The sequence below is a fragment of the Leptospira sarikeiensis genome (genome assembly GCF_004769615.1).
Lineage (GTDB): Bacteria > Spirochaetota > Leptospiria > Leptospirales > Leptospiraceae > Leptospira_B > Leptospira_B sarikeiensis.
On the sequence record NZ_RQGF01000016.1, the window covers coordinates 60593 to 79613 of the forward strand.

A 19021-nucleotide genomic window follows, 5' to 3' on the forward strand; every position below is an offset into this window, starting at 1 on the left:
GGTTTTAAAAAGAAATCTCGAAGTAAAAGATATGAGAATTTTTAAACCCGTTTATTTATTTTTGATATGTATATCTTTTCCAATCTTCGCAGAAGGTCCTAATGGTAGCGGAGAATGGAAAGAATACGGCTTAAAAGAAGTTTTAGGTCGTTTGAAATTTTATGCATTTGCGAAGATTGCGCAAAGCGTTCGAACCGGTGCAAGATTCGACCAAGAATTGTCCGTAAGAGAAACTTTATGTGAGGAAAATTTTCCTAAATTAGAGGGAGAATTTCAGTGTGCATTACTTAAGGCTTCTACGATAGAAGAGCCTGAAGTTTCCACAGAAGAGGTAAAAAATCCTTCTACCGGACTTACTCAATCTAAGACGATCCCATCTATTCCTACAAAAGGAAAATGGTATGAAGGCAGAACTCTTGCCGGAAAGGGTGTACTTTCCGTTCCGACTAAGGATGGAACCGGAGATTTAAAATTATTTTACCTAGTCGACGGACGATTAAGTCATTATTTCTTCGAAAACAAGATTATCGTTTTTGACTGGAAAGGCCAAGAGTTAAGTACTATTCTGATCGTAAAAGTGGACTCACAATTGAGGCCACTTGGTGGTAAGGAATATTTTTTCCCATGAAAGAAGTTGCTTCAGGTTTCTTACGAATGATGGACCATGAGGGGATCGACCCTGTGGAATACATTTGGATGATGGCAACATATCCTGCTGCTGATTCGGGAAAACAAGAAGCAATAGAAAAACCTTCAGACTTTAAGATCGGAAGCCTGATCGGAAAAAGAGTAAAATTGGAATTCACCGGCAAGATACGTTGTGTGAATTGCGGAAAAGTTACCAGTAAAAGTTTCAATCAAGGAAGTTGTTTCTCCTGCTTCCAAACTTTAGCACAGAATGATCTATGCATTCTTCGTCCCGAGACATGCCATTTTCATTTGGGAACTTGTAGAGAACCCGAATGGGGAGAAGGATACTGTTTCCAAAAACATACCGTATATCTTGCAAACACAAGCGGTTTGAAAGTAGGAATTACTAGAGAAAAACCTGTTTCAAATCGTTGGGTGGATCAAGGCGCTCAAGAGGCAATTCCTCTTTTAGAAGTTTCTTCTAGAAGGGACGCAGGCCTAATCGAAAAACAATTTACCACTGTCATAGATGATAAAACGAAATGGCAGAAGATGGTAACGGAAGATTCTGTTCCTTTCGATCTAGTTTCTAAAAAGAAAGAACTTTTGGAAGTTTTGGATTCCTGGGATTTAGGCGTTCCCTATACGGAATCGGAAGAAGAAAAAATCACAAAATTAAGCTATCCTATCTTAGAATATCCTAAAAAATCCAAATCGTTTTCTCCCGACAAAGAAAAGGAAATTGATTCTAAATTGATCGGAATTAAGGGGCAGTATCTTCTTTTTGAAGATACTGTGATCAATATTCGAGCCTACGGCGGGTATGAGATAAAGTTATATTCGGAGTAATCCAAATTAAATGAATCTATTCAAAATTCGTAAACTTCTACTGATACTATTCGTTTCTATTTCCGTTCAGAACTGTGGATGGATGGTCGATCTTGTTTTTCCATTAGATGTGGATAAATTCTTAGGAGAGCAGTTTTATAAGGCAGCGACCGAAGGTAAGGACCAAGGAAAAGTTTATAAGGACAAGGCCTTAGATAAATACCTTCAATCGGTTGTAGACCGTATCCTTAAATCGGATTCCATTCAATATAAGAATGAATTTAAATATAAGGTTACAGTAATCGAAAATGATAATGTAATCAATGCAGTCTGCGCTCCAGGCGGATATATTTTTGTGTATACCGGTCTTTTACATTTCGTAAAAAATGAAGCGACTCTTGCAGGAATTCTTTCTCACGAGATCGCTCATGCAGAAAAAAGACATTCTACAAAACAATTATCCACGAACATAACATTATACTTTGTTCTTTATTTCATTTTATCCTATGTTTTGGGGCCGGAACTTGCGGAGCATGCGGCGGATATCGCGGGCCTTTCTACAAATTTACTCGGCCTTGCAAACAGTAGATCCATGGAAGAAGAGGCGGACGAATTCGGGTTTCAATACATGAGATCCACTCCGTATTATCCGGGAGCGATAGCAGACTTCTTCAAAGCGATTCAAAAAGAAAGAGAGACAAATCCTGAGTTGAAAGGCCCTGATATTCCTTTAGAAAAATATTTGAGCACTCATCCGCTGGATGAAGATCGAATTTCAGAGAATGAAAGAAGATTAAAAGAGGCCGGGATCGGAGCTCCAAAATCAAAGTCATATTTTAAAGAAAGATATACGAAAAATATTGAAAGATCTTTAGGTAGTAAAGAAGAAGATTAGAAAGATATTTTCGAAAGAAAGTTGACTGATTTGGATTTTTAGCCGGATATAACTTCCGCATGAATTGGAAGAAAAAGTTAAAACTATGGGTGGAGTCCGGACTCATCAGCCAAACCCAGGCAGAGTCCATTCTTAAATTCGAAGATTCTAAAAAAGTTCCTTATGTATTCTATTCCTTCTTAGGACTCGGAATCGTAGTGATCGGCCTTGGTGTGATCGCAATGGTCGCAGCAAATTGGGACCAGATCCATTATTCCTTAAAATTGATCGCAAGTTTTGGGATCCTGGTTTCTATCGGATTCACAGTTCTTTATACGCAAAAAAATGGGATTTGGAACGATACGGTAAGATACCTTTTAGTTTTACTTCTCTGTTTATTATTTTTCGCGAATATAGGTTTGATCTCCCAGATTTATCATACTCAGGGTAGATTATACCAAGGATTATTATTATGGTCTGCGATCACGTTTCTTTTGGTGATCATGTATCCGGGAAGGATTTTGCAACATCTTTGGATCGCGATATTCAGTTCCTCATTTTTAAGTTGGATAGAATATTACGATGATATTGCCTGGGGTGATAAATCCGATTATTTCTCTCTGTTCTTCTTTTCGGCATCCTGGATATTCTTAACAATTTCTGCATTTGCCGAAAGAAGACTCGAAACTAAGGAGAGTAAAAGTTCGATTTTAGTGAATCCGTTTTTGCTTTGGGCATTCGGCTATTTTTTAATTTCTTCCATATGGGGAAGTTTCGAAACGAATTCGAGCTCTTATTCAAATCCGGAATTAGGCGAGAGTAAATTCACACTTTCTTTTTATCCGTTTTGGATATTTCTCATTCCATTTCTTGTTATCGGAATTTCTCAAGTTTTTAGGAAACATTTCTCACGAAGGAAAATTCTCTTATTTGCAATCGCAGGATTCTTTTTAGGATTATTGAATTATCCTCAACTTACACACTGGACAGGAAAAGTCCCTTCTATGTTATTTTTCTTTCTGGCTTGGATCCCTTTTACATTTGTATTCTTCGAGTCCAGAAGATGGTTCGACCTCTCCTTACTCGTGTTAGGCTTAAGATTCGTGACTGTTTATTTGGAAGTTTTTGGAAGCCTACTCGCCACTGGGATCGGACTTATCATCTCCGGAATATTTATCCTGGGATTTAGTTTATTAGTTTTTAAAACGAGAGAGAAGATCAGAGACGCAGCAAACCAACTCTTTCCTCCGGAGGAACTTGGATTATGAAACGATTTTATATTTCTATTATCTCGATATTTTTACCGATCTTAGTTTTGGCTTCCGTTGCTTTTGAAAGAGAATTGGATTTGAAAAACGGTAAAATTTTGATCCTACCGATCACAGGGTATGATCCTAGAGATTTACTCGCCGGTCATTATATGCAATTTCAGATTGATCCAAAGTATTCTACCGATATCTGCCAAAGAAACGATTACGTTGCTTCTGTAAGTGGAGAAGATACGAAAGAGTCTAGATTGGATAAAAAAGAAGCCTGTGTATGTTTTGATTCCAGAGAGCCCTCAGAATACGAAGTCCAATTTTTCTCTGATTGTAGTGAAATCCTGACTAGCTCGAGTTGCTGGAATTACGTAAAGGGAGAATGTCGTTACGGAAATTTTCAGTATCCTTTCCGTAAATATTTTATCCCGGAAGCAAACGCTAAAGAATTGGAAGATAAACTAAGAGAACCCGGTGCCAGAATTCAACTACGTATGGATAAAGAGGGAAATGGTCTTATTGAAAAGATCATTTTTCCGGAGAAATCCGCGCAGTGACTTCGTTTAGACTGCAATAGTCTTTTTCTCCGAGGCCCGCTTCGATTCCGGATTGGTAGATTGGATCCAGTCCGGAACAAAGTGGAAGTTTTGTATTCGAGGTTTTGGCAAGTGAGATCGCGTGTTTAAGATCTTTAAACATATTCTTTAATGCAAAATGAGTTTCATAATTTCCTGAAAATACAAAGGGGAATTTGAACTCAGAAATTCCTGATTTTGCTGCGGATTGTTCTAAAATGGATTTTAAGATGTTCGGAGAAATACCATTCTCTTTTGCTAAGGAAAAACCTTCCATATAGACTTGGAAGATACCCGCTTGGACCATGTTCAGAGCGATCTTAGCTTTTTGACCGTCCCCGACTTTTCCACAATATACTGTATTTTTCCCGCAGATCTCGAATACAAAAGAGAAGTTTTGTATTTCTTCCTTATTCTTCGCACCTACCATGAATAAAATTTGTCCGTCTCTCGCCGCGTTTTTAGAACCGGTCATCGGGGCATCTAAGAACTGAATATTCTGCTTTTTGAATGTTTGATCTAGTTTATCTGTAAGAGAAGGGGAGGTCGTGCCCATATCGATTATATATTTTGCTTTTGTATTCAAAAGACCTGAGGAATAAACTGCCTCTTCCACAACATGGTCTTCCGTAAGACAAAGCACAATGATCTCCGCTTCTGAAACTGCTTCGCGGATATTGGAAAAAATTTGGATCTGTTCCGATTTTAGATCCTGGATTTTTTCAGGACTTCGAGCATATAATGAAAGAGTATGGCCGTTTTTGGAAAGATTGGATGCAATCCCTCTTCCCATGATCCCAGTACCGATAATTGCAATTTTATGTGAAGACGACATAGAGGAAATTTCCTCCAAGCCGATTTGTTTGGCAAGAAAAAGCTGATTAGAAGGAGCTAAGAGCTGCGCGAATAAAGCTCGTAACTGGAGCCTGCTCCCTTGTATCTTCCAAACCTTCTCTAAGTTCTCTTAATACGATCTGTGCGTCTGTCAAAACAGTATTTACGTTGGTATGTAGATCGTCTCGGTTGATGAGTCTTCCTAAAGTTCCGTCCCCGTTATTGATCTTTGTGGTAATATCCGCAACGTTGGAGAAAGTCCTTCGGATATCCCCTCTGTTTTCCGCAATGAGTTCCGAAAGGGAAACGAGAGGGTCTTGGAGAACTCTTCCTTTTAAGGAAGCGCCTGCTTTATAATCCACTACCTGGAAGGTTCTTGGAGTTGCCTTAGTCTCTTCAGTCGACTCGGATGTCCCAGGATCGATTGAGATCACACGTCCTGAAAGTAAACTTTCGTTTCTGATCGCAATATCATAATTTTCATAAAGACGTACAGGTTCTTTTAGAAGAATGGTAACTTCTACTCTAGTAGCAACTCCTACTTCTCCCGAAGGAAGTACTGCCCCGTTTTCATCTATCTGGATGAGTCGAATATTAGAAACGTAGCCGAAGGGCACGCCTTGTACTGTTACCTTATTCCCGACCTTGATCCCTTCCGAATTTTTGAAATTGATCTTTAGGAATTCCCCTCTTTTTTGAACGGGGCCACCTTCGGTCATAACGGTAAAATAACCTACAACCACTAAGGCGACAGAGAAGATTGCACCGACTAAAAGATAACGAAATGATTTCATCTAGGATCCAGAACTCTTACTATATATATCGGACTTTTTATCCAAGATATTCTCTTATGACCTGGATTTCAATTCTTAGTTTCCAATATCATCGGACCCTTGGTATGCCCGTGAATGAACTGACGGATGAATTCGTTCGGAGAATTCTGCACTTCCTCCGGAGTTCCTGTAAATAGGACCTGACCACCATAAAAAAATGAAATGCGGTCGGCTATCATATATGCGCTAGACATATCGTGAGTTACTACCACTTGCGCGGCACCTGTCTCTTTTTTGATACGAATAATGAGTTCGTTGATCACGTTCGACATAACAGGATCTAGACCGGATGTAGGTTCGTCATAGAGAATGATCTCGGGATTAGAAGCGATCGCTCTTGCAAGTCCCGCTCTTTTTTTCATCCCACCTGAGATATCATTCGGAAAATTGTCCTTTGCAACTGTCATATCCACAAGTCTCAGCTTCTCCGCGACGATCTTCTGGATCTCCTCTTCTGGATATAATTTATGTTCTCGGAGAGGTAGGGCAACATTATCGAAAACGGTCATCCAGTTGATAAGAGCTCCCGATTGGAATAGAACTCCCATTTTGGAACGGATCCTTTCTCTTTCCGGAATTTCTGCGCCCGAAATTTTTTCACCAAAGATCTTACATTCTCCTGCATCCGGATCCAAAAGCCCGGTGATATGTTTTAGTGTGACCGACTTGCCGGTTCCGGAAGGACCAAGAACGACTAGAGTTTCTCCTTTTTTCACTTGGAGATTCATTCCTTTCAGGATCTTTCTGGTCCCGAAAGTTTTATGTAGATTAATGAGTTCGATCGCGTATTCTTCCATGCTTATTGCCTGTAGAAAATTGCTGTAATTACGTATCCGAAGAAGATCACCATCAAGAAAGAAGTGACTACCGATTCTCTTGTTGCTCTTCCCACACCAATTGCTCCTCCACTTGTTCTAAGTCCATGAGAGCAAGAAATTGCGGAAATGATCAGCCCAAAAACATATCCTTTAAATAAACCTGTATACAGATCTTTTAGACCAGGGATAGAAGTGATCCTTTCGTTCACATCCTGAAAATATACGATGTATTCAATTCCCAATTGAAAATGTCCTACGATCGCTCCTCCCAAAATTCCCAAAATACTGGAATAAACACATAGAACGGGAACCATTAAAGAAAAACCTAATACTCTTGGAAAGACAAGGAACCGGACCGGATCAATTGACATCACTTCGAGAGCATCTATTTCTTCCGAAACTTTCATAGTTCCGATCTCTGCAGCGATCGCGGAACCGATAGAAGCAGCGAGAATGAGTGCAGTCATAAAGGGAGACATTTCTCTTGTTAGGGTGATCGTAAGAAGAAGTCCGATCTGTCCCTCGGCGCCAAAATCTTTTAGGCCCAATCCAGTATTTAAGGTGAGAAGCATCCCTGTAAAAACAGCAACAACGGAAACTACGAAAAGACTCCCGACTCCGGCGATAAACATCTGGTCTAGGATCTCTTTTCTTTTTTCGACTGTGAACCTTAGGTTCAGAAAAGTTTCCGCGATCAAAACGATCGTATAACCGGCAGCGTATAAAGTATCGTTCGTTTTTTCTTTTAATGTTTCGAACATTTCGATTAGAGCCTAATCCACCAAAAAATTTGCACCGTAGTCTTATCCTTACTTTTTTCTATCCCGAAAAGTCCGTATAGAAATTGATAAGATGTTTTTTCAGGAGTAGAACTATACTCCACGATTAATGGTACATGTATATGAAGTTCTTCTTCGTTCCATCTCTGAGTATAGAGTCTCATTAGAAAAGAGAGTCTTTTTTCCCCGTTGGAAAGTTTTTGGAACTCCACAATAGACCAGACCGGGTCCCAGATCCTTTCCACAGTTTCGGATTTGATCGGAAATAAAGAAAGAAAATTCCAGGTCAGGTTTCCTTCTCTATCCTCATGCCATTTGAAGAATGGCCATAGTTTATAATAATTTTCTTCTCTTCCCCATTGAACGTATGTTCGATTGGTTCTCCACCAAAATGGAATAAAATAGGTTTCGGAAGATTTAAGATGATAGCTGTCCGTACTCAAACGAAAATAGAATGGAGTAAAAAATCGAGTTTCTTTGTATGCGAATCTATAATAACCGTAAAAAGGAAAGAAGATTAACTTTCTATAATCTTCGTCATCGTTCTGCCCATATTGGAATAGGAAGAATAGGACGTTAAAATCTTTTTCGTGAGTGCGTTTATCATACCCGTAAGAGAATAAAGAACCCAAGACCGGAAACCAGAGAAAAGCTCTGGCCTTCATATTCCCATATTCCGAATCTTTTGCAAGATAGAATGGCCAAAACATTTTGTAAGTAAATGGTTCTCTTTTGTCCTCGTTGATATTCCCCCATTGGAAAAAAGGCCAGAGAATAGAATAACGTTCATACTTACCCTTATGGATCTTATGAGAATAAAAAGGAAATATCCTGAGATCATTTCGAACTTCGGAACCTCCCCACATTATAAGGGGCCATAAAATTCCGTGGGCGTTATAGTTCTTATACTTCCAATTTGAATAAAGAGGGAAGAGCGTAAAATTCAACTCCGAATAACTTGCTTTTCCTCGGAGCCTACCGAATAGAGGAAAGAAACCTGCATAAGATTCTCTTGCAGTTTCTCCCTTACCCCAGATGAAAAAAGGAGAAAGAGTATCTTCGTCCCAACCTAGATCATCATGATACGTTTCCGTTCCAGTAACGAAAAATAGAAAACTCCAAACTCTCCAATAATCCGTTTTTTCTGAATAGTAGATCGGGAATAAGAAAGTATCGTATCTATAATTGGATTTGGTTTCCTTATACGTGGAGAAAAAAGGACGATAGATTTGTTCTTCCTCACCCAATCTTTTTTCGGACTGATATAAGAACCAAAATTGTTTGTATTCGGAAGGATAGGGAGAAACCGGTTTAAAAGGGTATTCCGAAAATAGACTTTCCGTACAGACAAGGAAGAAAAGGATCAGTATTAGATTCTTATATAACATTCTTCCGAGAAAGTCCTAAAAGAGAATAGGGGTTTAGATCTTTGAAAATAGCGGTATTATTTGGCGGAACGTCCACGGAGCATGAAATTTCTCTGCGCACTGGAACATTCATAAGTAAAACTTTGTCTTCCATGGGACATTCGGTCAAACCCATTCTGATTTCCAGGGACGGCAGATGGGTGATCCCAAAAGAATATCGGTCTACATTTCCTGAAGGCAATTACAAAGATCCGGAAACTTACTTAAAAGATTTTGCAGAACTTCATTCTAGTTCTGCAGGAGAATTCTCTTCTCTGGACTGTGATATTGTGTTTTTAGGACTACATGGAACAAGCGGAGAAGACGGATCGATGCAAGGTTTCTTAAAAGTTCTCGGGATCCCTTTCACAGGTTCAGACGTAAAAGCTTCTGCTTTGGCAATGGATAAGGTTCGAGCAAATCGTTTGTTCCAACTTGCTGGAATGTCGGTTGCCCCATTTTGGGAATTAAAAAGGAAAGAATATTTAGAAAATCCGACTTCGGTCGAAAATTCCGGATTAGAATATCCACTTTTTCTAAAACCTGTAGAAGGTGGTTCTAGTTTTCATACATTTAGGATAGAAGGTTCCGAAGATCTAAAAAAACGTCTCCCCGAATTTTTCGAAGCGGAAGAACACGCTATACTTCAAAAGTTTTTGAAAGGAACAGAAGTCTCCTGTGGAGTTTGGGAAAAGAAAGAAGGATCTAAAAGAATTTTAGAAGCTCTTCCTCCGACTGAAATTATTCCAGGTGGAGAATTTTTCGATGTTGAATCCAAATACAAGCCTGGACTTTCACAGGAAATCACTCCTGCACGTTTGCCTGCATCGGTAATCTCCAAAATCCAAGAACAATCCATCTTAGCACATAAAACTCTTGGTTGTGAAGGATACTCTAGAACTGACTTTATCGTAGTTGGAGAAATACCTTTCGTTCTAGAAACAAATACATTACCTGGAATGACCGAAACAAGTTTGATCCCTCAACAAGCAAAAGCGGCAGGCATCCCAATCGAAGTACTATACCAATCATTAATAGACCAAGGCTTGGAAAGAGCAGGTAAAATTCCTGTCAGTTGATTATTGGGTAAGAAATAAAGTCGGTCCCTGAGTGATTTCTGCGAAGCGGAAATTGTATCGAAGGGCCGGAGAACACAGAGAGTTTTTAAGCAAGAAAATCAGCTTTAGGCTCCGTGAACTCAGTGCCCTCTGTGCGAAATTTAAGTAGCTAAATCTCTGTGTCTCGGCGGCTCTGCGTGAGAAAGACTTTGCGACTCTCTCTAAACTCTGTGCCTGAGTTAACGAATCTGAAAAAGAGCTAACTTTGCAAAAAAATTGGGACTAAACTTTACTTGTTTAAGATCCGTAAAGAAGGCTCTATCTTCTACAGTAAACCCACGAATATCGCAAAATTCTTGGAAATCTAGAACGGAAAGAAAATGTAAGTTCGGAGTATTGAACCAACGATAGGGAAGAAGATCCGTGACAGGAGTTTTTCCTTGGAAAAGGATCCTAAATCTCACTTCCCAATAACCGAAATTCGGGAAAACAATAATAACACGTTTACCGATACGTAAACCTTCTTTGATGATATCACCTGGATGTCTAGTTTCTTGGATGGTCTGGTTTAAGATCACGTAATCAAAACGTTTGTCTTCGTGATGACTTAAGCCTTCATCAATATCGCCGTGATGAACATAGACACCCTTGCGGATACATTCTACGATTGCATCCTCGTCTTTTTCGATTCCCTGACCTCTGATCCCTTTTTGTTTTAGAAGATAGAGAAGATCCCCATTCCCACAACCCAAGTCCAGGACTCTGGAACCTGGAGAGATCGTATCCAGAATGTACGCGAAGTCCGGTCTTTCTCTAAGAGTAGTGCTACTTAAAATTTTGGAATCGATCATTCATTCACCGGCATATTTAAGAAACCTCGGATCACATCTTCCTGCTTTTGGTTCGGAAGAAGAAAACTATCATGACCTTCCTTGGTATTCAACTCCACATAGAAAACCCTTTTGTCGGAAGCCTCTAGACTTTTTACGATCTCGCTAGATTGAGAAGGCGGATACAACCAGTCGGAACTATAAGAGACTACTAAGAATCTACATTGTGCTGGACTTAATGCTTTGGTAAGCTCCTGTCCTTTTCCTAAGCTGAAATGATCCAGAGCCTTGGTCACATAGATATAAGAATTCGCATCAAAACGATCTACGAAACTTTCACCTTGATAGATCAGATAACTTCCAACTGCAAAATCTGAGTTTAATAAGTTTCCACGAGGAGGATTCCTACCGAATTTCTCCCTCATTTTATAATCGGAAAGATAAGTAATATGGCCCATCATCCTAGCAAGAGCGAGACCCTTTCTAGGAGCTGCGTTTTCTTCGTAGAGACCATTACTCCAATTCGGATCGGATAGGATCGCTTGTCTTCCTACCTCGTTAAATGCGATCTGCATCGCAGAATGTTCGGAAGAAGAAGCGAGTATGATACAATTATCAAGCGCTTCCGGATAAGAGATGCTCCATTGGAGAGCCTGCATTCCTCCCATGGAACCACCAGCCACACAGAGTAATTTTTGGATCCCGAAAGATTCTACCAAAAGTTTTTGAGCAGCCACCATATCCTTGATGGAAACGAAAGGAAAGCTGGAACCATAAGGTTTTCCAGTAACTGGATTTATGCTCATTGGACCGGAAGAGCCTTTGCAGCCACCGATCACATTGGAAGATATTACAAAAAATTGATCCGTATCGAATGCTTTTCCGGGACCAATATAATCATCCCACCAACCCGGACGTTTTTCTTCTGAGGAATGGAAACCTGCCGCGTGAGCATCTCCGGAAAGAGCGTGGCAAATCAGAATTGCGTTATCTTTGTTTGGAGAGAGTGTTCCGTAGGTTTCGTATGCTACCACGGTAGGGGAAAGAACGGAGCCATTGTCCAGGCGTAGGTCTCCCAAGGAGGCTGATTTTTCTTCTACGATGCCGACTGATTTTTTCGATCCCATTCTATTTAGTCTCAAATAGCTAAGCCACTTTTCCTTTTCAGACGATCTCAAACGAATTTAAGAAGGTAAAAAAGAAAAGTGGCCGATTTTTAGACGATTTTTTCTAAGGAGTCGAAAGTCACACCTTTTTCAGTGCTTCATCCAAGTCCGTGATAATATCGTCAATATGCTCAAGACCTACCGAGAGACGGATGAACTCAGGAGTTACTCCTGTGGTCAACTGCTCTTCCGGAGACAACTGTTGGTGAGTTGTAGAAGCAGGGTGGATTGCCAAAGATTTAGCATCTCCTACGTTTGCGAGTAGGGAGAATAGTTCTAAACCATCGATCAATTTTTTCGCTTCCGGAATTCCACCTTTCACTCCGAATCCGATAATCGCTCCGAATAAACCTCTTGTATGGTATTTTTTGGCAAGAGCATAGTTTTTGTCGGAAGGAAGACCTGGATAGTTTACCCAAGATACTTTCGGATGTTTAGACAGATATTCCGCAACTTTCAAAGCGTTTTGAGAGTGTTGAGTAATTCTCAAAGGAAGGGTCTCGATCCCTTGTAGAATATTGAAAGCGTTGAAAGGGGAGATCGCAGGTCCTAAATCTCTTAAACCTTGGACTCGAGCCTTGATGATAAACGCGATATTCACTCCGCCAAACGGTTCAAATTTACCGAATACGTCCCAGAATTTCAAGCCATGGTAACTTGGATCCGGCTCGGTGAAGTTTTTGAACTTTCCGTTCCCCCAGTTGAATTTTCCGGAGTCTACGATGATTCCACCGATAGAAGTTCCGTGACCGCCTAAAAATTTAGTAAGAGAGTGAACAACTATGTCTGCACCGAAATCGATCGGACGGATTAGATATGGAGAAGGAAGAGTATTGTCGATTACAAGAGGAATTCCTGCGTCGTGAGCAACTTTAGCAACTGCTTCGATGTCCAGAGTATCCAACTTAGGATTTCCTAAGGTTTCGGCAAAGATCGCTCTGGTCTTATCGTTGATCGCTTTTTTGAAATTTTCAGGATTAGATTGGTCTACAAAATGGACTTTGATCCCTAATTTCGGAAAAGTATAATGAAGAAGATTGTAAGTTCCACCATAAAGGGAAGAAGAAGCTACGATCTCCTGTCCTGCTTCAACAATATTCAATAATGCTAATGTTTCTGCGGATTGACCGGATGCGGTTGCGAGTGCTGCGACTCCGCCTTCCAATGCCGCCACTCTTTGCTCAAGAACGTCTGTAGTTGGGTTTCCGATACGAGTATAAATATTCCCGAACTCTTGGAGTCCGAAAAGTCTCGCTGCATGATCTGTATCTTTAAATACGTAAGAAGTAGTTTGGTAGATAGGGACTGCCCTGGATGTGGTAGTTGGATCCGGGGCCTGTCCTCCATGAAGAACGATTGTTTCTGGTTTATAGTTTCTTGCCATCGCTAGGGCTCCTTTTTTCTAATTCTGGAAATTTCATCTTTTATGTCGATATAAAATTTAATAAATAGGAAAAAATATTCATTATAACGGATATAGTGGAAATAGAAAATTTTCAAGAGAAAGTATCCCTTAAGAAATGGAAAATCCTGATTTTTGTAAAATATTTTCTGATGTAAGAGAAATATTCCTGTTTTGCTGGTTTTTGATCGGAGGGTTCTGATAGAATCGCCTGTGTTGTTTAGATTCTAGCTTATCTTTACGATACTAGAGATATTATTTTCAGAAGTTGAAATGCGGTTTAACCGGAGAATTTCCGGCCTTGATATGAAATTACGTTTTTTGAATTTGTTTAAAAAGACCTTCCTGATCCCGGGACTTTTACTTATTTCCCTCTATCTTATTCCAGGGGAAGAGTTGGAAGCCCAATTGTGGATGCCTCCTGGCAGACAGTATATGCAACCTCCTGATCCATTCACATTCGATGCAGGGGTGAACAAGTTTAATAATGATTATTACCTCTATCTTGCTCCTACATTAAATTTGAATTTCGGGGGAGAATTCGGATTATCACTCACAGCTCCCATGAACTTTCTCGCATATGATCAGGATCCAAAAGATCCTACATTAAAAGTGGGAAGTATTCGTAAGATAGATTACGATCAAAAAAGCGATTATCTCAGGCTCATCAATAATATTTGGTATGGAACCTACGGGTTGTATAAACCGGGAGAAACAACATTCTCCTTTTATGCCGGGAAACTTTTCGATGGGTATATTGGGCACGGGACCATCGTAAACCGTTATGTGAATAACCAAAGGATAGACATTTATAATGTGGGTCTTATGGCGGATTTCAATAATGATTACGGAGGAGTGCAGGTATTCACGAATTCAGTTTATACACACGAGATAGGATCCGCGAGAGGGTACATTCGTCCATTTGCGATCGCATTCAAATTATTTGATCTATTCACAGGTAGATCCCAGCTATTCGGAATGTTGCAATTAGGGCAGGGAAATGTCGCAGACGAAGCTGGAAGAAAGAAGGTATATGAAGAAGCTGGAGTAGATCCTGAAGATCGGGAAAAATACAGGGCACTCGTTGAGGACCAAAAAACTCATCAAATGAGAGAGGAAATGATCCCGATCGAAAAGAAGCCCGAATCTCGTAAGGAAAAACTAAAAGAGTTTTTCAATCAGGACAATTTTGCAAATCGATTCGCTATCGGTTATACTACGGCATTCGATACGAAGGCTCCGACCCAACTTGCATTTGATACTACTGGACGTCTACGTTTGGATTCCAATAATAATCCGCTTGTAGAACAATCCGAAAAATTAGTCATCCAGGGTATGGATGCAGAATACAAATTAATTAGTACTAAGTATTTCGAACTTACTCCTTATTACGATGTAAACACAATCAAACTTTTGAATAATGCAAAAGGAACTCATACTGGAGCGATGCTCCGATTCGGTGGAAAAGATATTTATGCTAAGGTGAAACCTGAATACAGGAATATGGACGCAAACTATATTCCGATGTATTTTGATAGTTTCTACGAGATTGAAAGATTCCAATCCAATGTAAATTCCCAAATACCAATGACAAAATTGGAAGCTGCTAAACTTGCAGATCCGAATGGTCCTAGACTAAAAGGGTATTTTACTTCTGTCGTACTCAATTTTTACAGAGTTTCTTTGGAAGCGAACTATGAGAATTATTCAGGTCCGAATAATTCTAGGATCTTCATAGGACTATATTTCCCGATCGGATCCTTGTTCATGATCTCTGGATATTATACCCGTAAGAATTTCGATCAGAATAAGGACGCATTCAAAGTGGATGATAACTCTGTCGGAGCGATCGAGGCTGCATTGAATCTAGGATTTATTTCGATCCGTGTTCAAGACATTCGAAGATGGGTATATGATAGTACTTCCAATAGTTTCGTAGCACAAGACGAACAGAAAGTATTATTTTCTAATTCTCTATCTTTCTAAAAAGGGCTATCTTGCTTCCCATTGGGAAAGAAAAAAACTGACTGCTTGTTCTGATCTTAAAATCGATTTGGAAAGTCCTAGCGGGCGAATTTTCTGTTTTTGGAATATTTGGATCTCTGGATAAGTCCAGCCAGCTTCTGGCCCGATCAGTATGGAATATTCTTTTTCTTTTAAGGATGAAGAATGGATCCCGATCTTAGGCCCTTTTTTATCCAAATAGAAGAAATTTTCCGAGCCTGAAAGAACTCTTTCCGAAATGGTCGCTTTCTTTTCCGATTTGAGTTTATTTCCAGGAAGACTGAATCCAAGCTCTATCTTTGGTAAAAAAACATTCCCGCCTTGCTCCATTCCCAAGATCAGCTTTTCTAAAATTTTCTCCTCTCTCCAAACGGGGGAGGTAAGGTATTCTCTCCTAGAAAGTTCTGCTAATCTGAATTCTAAATATGAGACTCCCCAAACTCCGGCAAGTTCTAGGATCTTTTCCACTGTAGGAGGTCTTTGGACTGAGACAACGAGTCGGATCTTCGGGCTTCTTTCCTTAGACTTTAGTATCTGAGTATATTTTCCCAAGATCTGGGTGTCGTTTAAGGAAAGGATTTTAAATTTCCCTAAACTATTATCTATGAGGCCTGCCTTTATGGAGTCCCCGGCTTTTTTCTTTAATACATTTCGAATATGAAGGATCTTTGTTTGATCAGAGATTAGGAACTCTCCCGAATTTTGTTTTTGGGAGGGATCCAAAATGAGATAATTCATAGAACTTAAATTTCTACTTGGGGAGCTTTTTCATTTTCATCCTGCGGATTCGGGGACTGATGAGGCTCCTGGGTTTCCGGAGTTGTCCAGTTCGGAACGGAATTTTTCCAGTTTTCAGTAGAGAAGAAACAAGCTCTCGCAATACCGACAAGGATCAGAATGAATAAAATATATTTTGCAAGTAGGGGACCAAAACCGGTCTTATTTTGATCTTCGTAAGAAGAACCGTAAGACTCAGCAGGTGAGTTAGGGTTTTGCCAACCGTAACTTCTATTCTTTTGGAATCTAGATTTGAAATTTTCAAATTTCGTTTCTAAGAAATGAAAAAATCCCCGCACTGAACGGGGATCTTTAGTACCGGAAGATTCTCCTCCGGGCAGATCATATCTTCCACCTCTAAAGCTGGCCGGGTCTTCCGGATCAAAGGAGAAAGAATGGTAGCACCTAGGACACCGAACCGTCAGTTTTCCCATGTCGATGGGAACCCTGAGCTCGGTGCCGCAAGAAGAACAAGGAAGAATATACCGCACTTAGTATTTCAGGGATTCCTTGAGCGTTTCTACGTTCTCTTTGTAGTTTTCGTTACCCAATTGGTCGTTATAATCGAAGATCTTAGTGAATAATCTGTCGAAAGTATCCAAATGTTTAATGTAGAAAGTCTTTTTGAAAGAGTTACGAATAGGGTGGGTCTTAGTGTTTTCCACGTTAGCTAACACATATTTACCGACTCCTTTTTCGCTAGGAGTTTCCGGGCGATTCCATTCAGGATAACCGTTCTTTTGATAGAAAAGTTCGATCTTATCGTTATGACCTGGTTGGTCGTTCGGAGCTCTATCGATGATCTCGGAAACAGATTTATCTTCGATCAAGAAATTGTTTTTGTAAACTCTGCTGATAATTTTGCTGATTTTACGAGGAGGTTCCATTCTAGGATCCGGATCGTTTGTATTCGGTCCTTCGAAGTAGATTTCCATATATTTAGAAAGTCCACCTTGGACGAGTTTTCCTTGGCCTCTTTCTTCATCCTTAATGAAATCGTAAACTTCTACGCGAATACAGTTGTTCGCTGCGTCCTCTTGTGCGTTGCTTACTGCAGGCACACATTCGTCATTATTCGCTTTCCCTTTGTATAAAACGGTGCGGAAAGGCAGAATACGTACTTTCATTTTCATGAGTACTGTATGACGTTTTAGTCTTTCATTTAGAGCTGTAACTCTCTGATCCAGACCTTTTTCCGTTTCAAGAATAGCAGCACCAGTTTGCTGATCTTCTTTCTTTTGGGCTTGATTGTCTTGAGCGTTGAGTATGCCTGCGATTGAGAAAATTGCCAGGCAAAATGCGATTTTGCGTTTCATTGTACCCTATTCCTTGGTCTCTTCTGCGTTTAGGTCCTCTGAAAGGTCAGAAAACCCTGTCTCTAGTATCGGTAAAATAGACTCCCGATTAAATCCAAGCCTTACATTTTCGTGCGGAAAACGTTTATTTTCCGGATTTTGAGCTCGTTTCCAAATACAGTTCATAGGGTGGAGGAGTCGGTTTCAATCCTTTTTCGATTAAATACGCTGCCCATCTCCTTTCTACAAAATCGCAAAAATCCCTTAAATCCCGGCCGGAATAGGTTTCCAGTCGTTGAGATATTGTTAAACGTTCGGATTCCTGTAAATGTTTAGCATAATTTCCTAATATCGCTGCTCTTTCTTTTTCGTTGGGAAGAGGAAAGAAAACGGATCTATCGAACCTGGAAACAAGGGCTTTATCAAGATCCTGCTTCCGATTAGTGGCTCCCAGGGTGATGGATTTCTGCCCCCCTTCAAAACCGTCTAGTTTTCTAAGAAGAACGGAGAGTATATTTCTAGTGGCTTCGAATAGACCGTCGTCCCTAGAACCTGCAAGTGAATCGATTTCGTCCAAAAAAAGCAGGCAAGAAGGAAAGAGTGCGGCCACATCAAAGACATAAGCCATATTCTGGGCGCTTTCCCCATAATATTTACTTAAAATAGATTCCACAGGTACATAAATCAAAGGCATTTCAGTCATACAGGAAATTACCTTTGCCATACTGGTTTTTCCTACCCCAGGCTCTCCCTCTAACAGGATCGCTCTAGGTTTTGTTCTACCGGGGAATTTCCGGGTGAGTTTTGCAAGTTCCTCCAGGGTCCCGGGAGATTTTAAGGGAAGTATAATGGATTCTAGGATCTGGCGTTTTACATCCTCATATCCTGCGATTGCATCGAAAGTCAGCCAGTCCCCCTTCTTCTTTGCTTCGATCGGATCGAATACATCTATTCCAAGCCTAAGAAGAAGTTCCTTTGGATTCTGAACCGATTCCTGTTTAGAAAGCCTGAGATATTTGAAGAGGTCAATCGCGGAGAAGATCTCTTCCCTATGAAAATCTCCTTTTTTTGTGATCTCGATCTTACTTTGGTTCCTTCCGGAATAAAAACGAAATTTTGCATTATCCAAAATGTTCTTGGTTTCGAATAAATTTTCATTCAAGGCTTGGAGGCAGACATACCCAGGTTCGAAAGTATGGATCCGAAGATTTTCGATATGATTGCGAACGATCTGGATACAATCTAAAAGTTGGCTTTTGTCCGCTCCAGGGATAGGGAATTCTATTCTTAGATCCTTTTTGTCAGGTAAAAATGCAGGAAGTTCGGGATCCTGGACTCCTAGGCCTTTTAATTCGCTATAAAGTAGATTTTTTGCCTGGGTAAAATCCAGGATATTCCCGGAATTTCGAGTCGAGGCAGGAGTCCAATCTTCAGGTTTCATTCTTCTTTCCTAGAATTTCTCTTGTATAATCTTTCGGTTCTGTCGAAGAATTTAGAAAGAACCTTTGGAGGCAAGTCCGAATGGGTGAAGGCTCTCTTTCACAAGACGATATAGACGCATTATTAACAGGATCTGCTCCAGGTGGTGGAGCGGAGGCAGTTAATCTTCAGATCACTGAGGATTATCTCTCTGGCCTTGGAGTTATATTAGAA

At 40.2% G+C, this 19021-nt stretch carries 19 protein-coding genes; 7 read left to right on the plus strand and 12 right to left on the minus strand.

The annotated features are described in order from the left end of the window. Window positions 1-31: 31 nt before the first annotated feature. Genes EHQ64_RS08745 through EHQ64_RS08765 form a run of 5 tightly spaced genes read left to right on the plus strand, consistent with a single transcriptional unit; the run spans window position 32 to window position 4148 of the window. A complete protein-coding gene (locus EHQ64_RS08745; RefSeq protein WP_135649106.1) occupies window positions 32-628 on the plus strand; it encodes an LIC_11883 family protein in 597 nt (198 codons plus the stop codon). After that, complete coding sequence (locus tag EHQ64_RS08750) at window positions 625-1479, plus strand: DUF2797 domain-containing protein (protein WP_135649107.1); 855 nt, start codon at window positions 625-627, stop codon at window positions 1477-1479. Before EHQ64_RS08745 ends, EHQ64_RS08750 begins: the two co-directional genes overlap by 4 nt. A 10-nt stretch (window positions 1480-1489) precedes the next feature. Continuing rightward, window positions 1490-2353: a M48 family metalloprotease gene (locus tag EHQ64_RS08755; protein ID WP_135649108.1), complete on the plus strand. Its 864-nt coding sequence runs from the start codon at window positions 1490-1492 to the stop codon at window positions 2351-2353. Window positions 2354-2412: 59 nt separating this feature from the next. Continuing rightward, window positions 2413-3600, plus strand: a complete 1188-nt coding sequence (locus EHQ64_RS08760) for a DUF2157 domain-containing protein (protein WP_135649109.1) — start codon at window positions 2413-2415, stop codon at window positions 3598-3600. Next, window positions 3597-4148: a GDYXXLXY domain-containing protein gene (locus EHQ64_RS08765; RefSeq protein WP_135649110.1), complete on the plus strand. Its 552-nt coding sequence runs from the start codon at window positions 3597-3599 to the stop codon at window positions 4146-4148. The genes EHQ64_RS08760 and EHQ64_RS08765 overlap by 4 nt, the downstream gene beginning before the upstream one ends. Here the strand turns inward: EHQ64_RS08765 and EHQ64_RS08770 are convergent. The 5 genes from EHQ64_RS08770 to EHQ64_RS08790 form a co-directional block, all read right to left on the minus strand. Next, window positions 4120-5001: an NAD(P)-dependent oxidoreductase gene (locus tag EHQ64_RS08770; RefSeq protein WP_135649111.1), complete on the minus strand. Its 882-nt coding sequence runs from the start codon at window positions 4999-5001 to the stop codon at window positions 4120-4122. The two genes, EHQ64_RS08765 and EHQ64_RS08770, sit on opposite strands and share 29 nt — an antisense overlap. 46 nt (window positions 5002-5047) lie before the next feature. Further along, a complete protein-coding gene (gene mce, locus EHQ64_RS08775) occupies window positions 5048-5794 on the minus strand; it encodes a mammalian cell entry protein Mce (RefSeq protein ID WP_135649112.1) in 747 nt (248 codons plus the stop codon). 68 nt (window positions 5795-5862) lie between these two features. Then, window positions 5863-6630 carry an ABC transporter ATP-binding protein gene (locus EHQ64_RS08780; RefSeq protein WP_135649113.1) on the minus strand — a complete coding sequence of 256 codons (768 nt, stop codon included), beginning with the start codon at window positions 6628-6630 and terminating at the stop codon, window positions 5863-5865. A 2-nt stretch (window positions 6631-6632) separates the two neighbouring features. Continuing rightward, window positions 6633-7412 (minus strand): MlaE family ABC transporter permease, encoded by a 780-nt coding sequence (locus tag EHQ64_RS08785; protein ID WP_135649114.1) that lies wholly within the window; start codon window positions 7410-7412, stop codon window positions 6633-6635. A gap of 5 nt (window positions 7413-7417) precedes the next feature. Next, window positions 7418-8818: a hypothetical protein gene (locus EHQ64_RS08790; RefSeq protein ID WP_135649115.1), complete on the minus strand. Its 1401-nt coding sequence runs from the start codon at window positions 8816-8818 to the stop codon at window positions 7418-7420. A 41-nt stretch (window positions 8819-8859) separates the two neighbouring features. Here EHQ64_RS08790 and EHQ64_RS08795 point away from each other — a divergent pair, with 41 nt between their 5' ends. Beyond that, window positions 8860-9915, plus strand: coding sequence for a D-alanine--D-alanine ligase (locus EHQ64_RS08795; protein ID WP_135649116.1), 1056 nt, complete (start codon window positions 8860-8862; stop codon window positions 9913-9915). Window positions 9916-10133: 218 nt separating this feature from the next. On the opposite strand, the gene metW is transcribed toward EHQ64_RS08795, so the two are convergent. The 3 genes from metW to EHQ64_RS08810 all read right to left on the minus strand — a co-directional run bounded on the left by metW (window position 10134) and on the right by EHQ64_RS08810 (window position 13274). Beyond that, on the minus strand, window positions 10134-10745 hold the full coding sequence (gene metW / locus EHQ64_RS08800; RefSeq protein ID WP_135649117.1) for a methionine biosynthesis protein MetW: 612 nt from the start codon (window positions 10743-10745) through the stop codon (window positions 10134-10136). Beyond that, a complete protein-coding gene (metX, locus tag EHQ64_RS08805; protein WP_135649118.1) occupies window positions 10742-11851 on the minus strand; it encodes a homoserine O-acetyltransferase MetX in 1110 nt (369 codons plus the stop codon). Before metX ends, metW begins: the two co-directional genes overlap by 4 nt. Before the next feature lie 118 nt (window positions 11852-11969). Next, a complete protein-coding gene (locus EHQ64_RS08810) occupies window positions 11970-13274 on the minus strand; it encodes an O-acetylhomoserine aminocarboxypropyltransferase/cysteine synthase family protein (protein ID WP_135649119.1) in 1305 nt (434 codons plus the stop codon). 324 nt (window positions 13275-13598) lie between these two features. On the opposite strand from EHQ64_RS08810, the gene impL63 reads away from it, so the two are divergent. Beyond that, the gene (impL63, locus tag EHQ64_RS08815) at window positions 13599-15278 is read left to right on the plus strand and encodes a cytoplasmic membrane protein ImpL63 (RefSeq protein ID WP_135649120.1); all 1680 of its coding nucleotides are present in this window, start codon (window positions 13599-13601) and stop codon (window positions 15276-15278) included. 6 nt (window positions 15279-15284) lie between these two features. On the opposite strand, the gene EHQ64_RS08820 is transcribed toward impL63, so the two are convergent. The 4 genes from EHQ64_RS08820 to EHQ64_RS08835 all read right to left on the minus strand — a co-directional run bounded on the left by EHQ64_RS08820 (window position 15285) and on the right by EHQ64_RS08835 (window position 18809). After that, complete coding sequence (locus EHQ64_RS08820; RefSeq protein WP_135649121.1) at window positions 15285-16034, minus strand: RsmE family RNA methyltransferase; 750 nt, start codon at window positions 16032-16034, stop codon at window positions 15285-15287. 5 nt (window positions 16035-16039) lie between these two features. Beyond that, on the minus strand, window positions 16040-16564 hold the full coding sequence (locus tag EHQ64_RS08825; protein WP_425460405.1) for a zinc ribbon domain-containing protein: 525 nt from the start codon (window positions 16562-16564) through the stop codon (window positions 16040-16042). Further along, entirely contained in the window at window positions 16565-17389 is an 825-nt protein-coding gene (gene fcpB / locus EHQ64_RS08830) for a flagellar-coiling protein FcpB (protein ID WP_135649123.1), read from the minus strand. It lies immediately after the preceding gene. 124 nt (window positions 17390-17513) lie between these two features. After that, window positions 17514-18809 (minus strand): AAA family ATPase, encoded by a 1296-nt coding sequence (locus EHQ64_RS08835; RefSeq protein WP_135649124.1) that lies wholly within the window; start codon window positions 18807-18809, stop codon window positions 17514-17516. Window positions 18810-19021 lie beyond the last annotated feature (212 nt).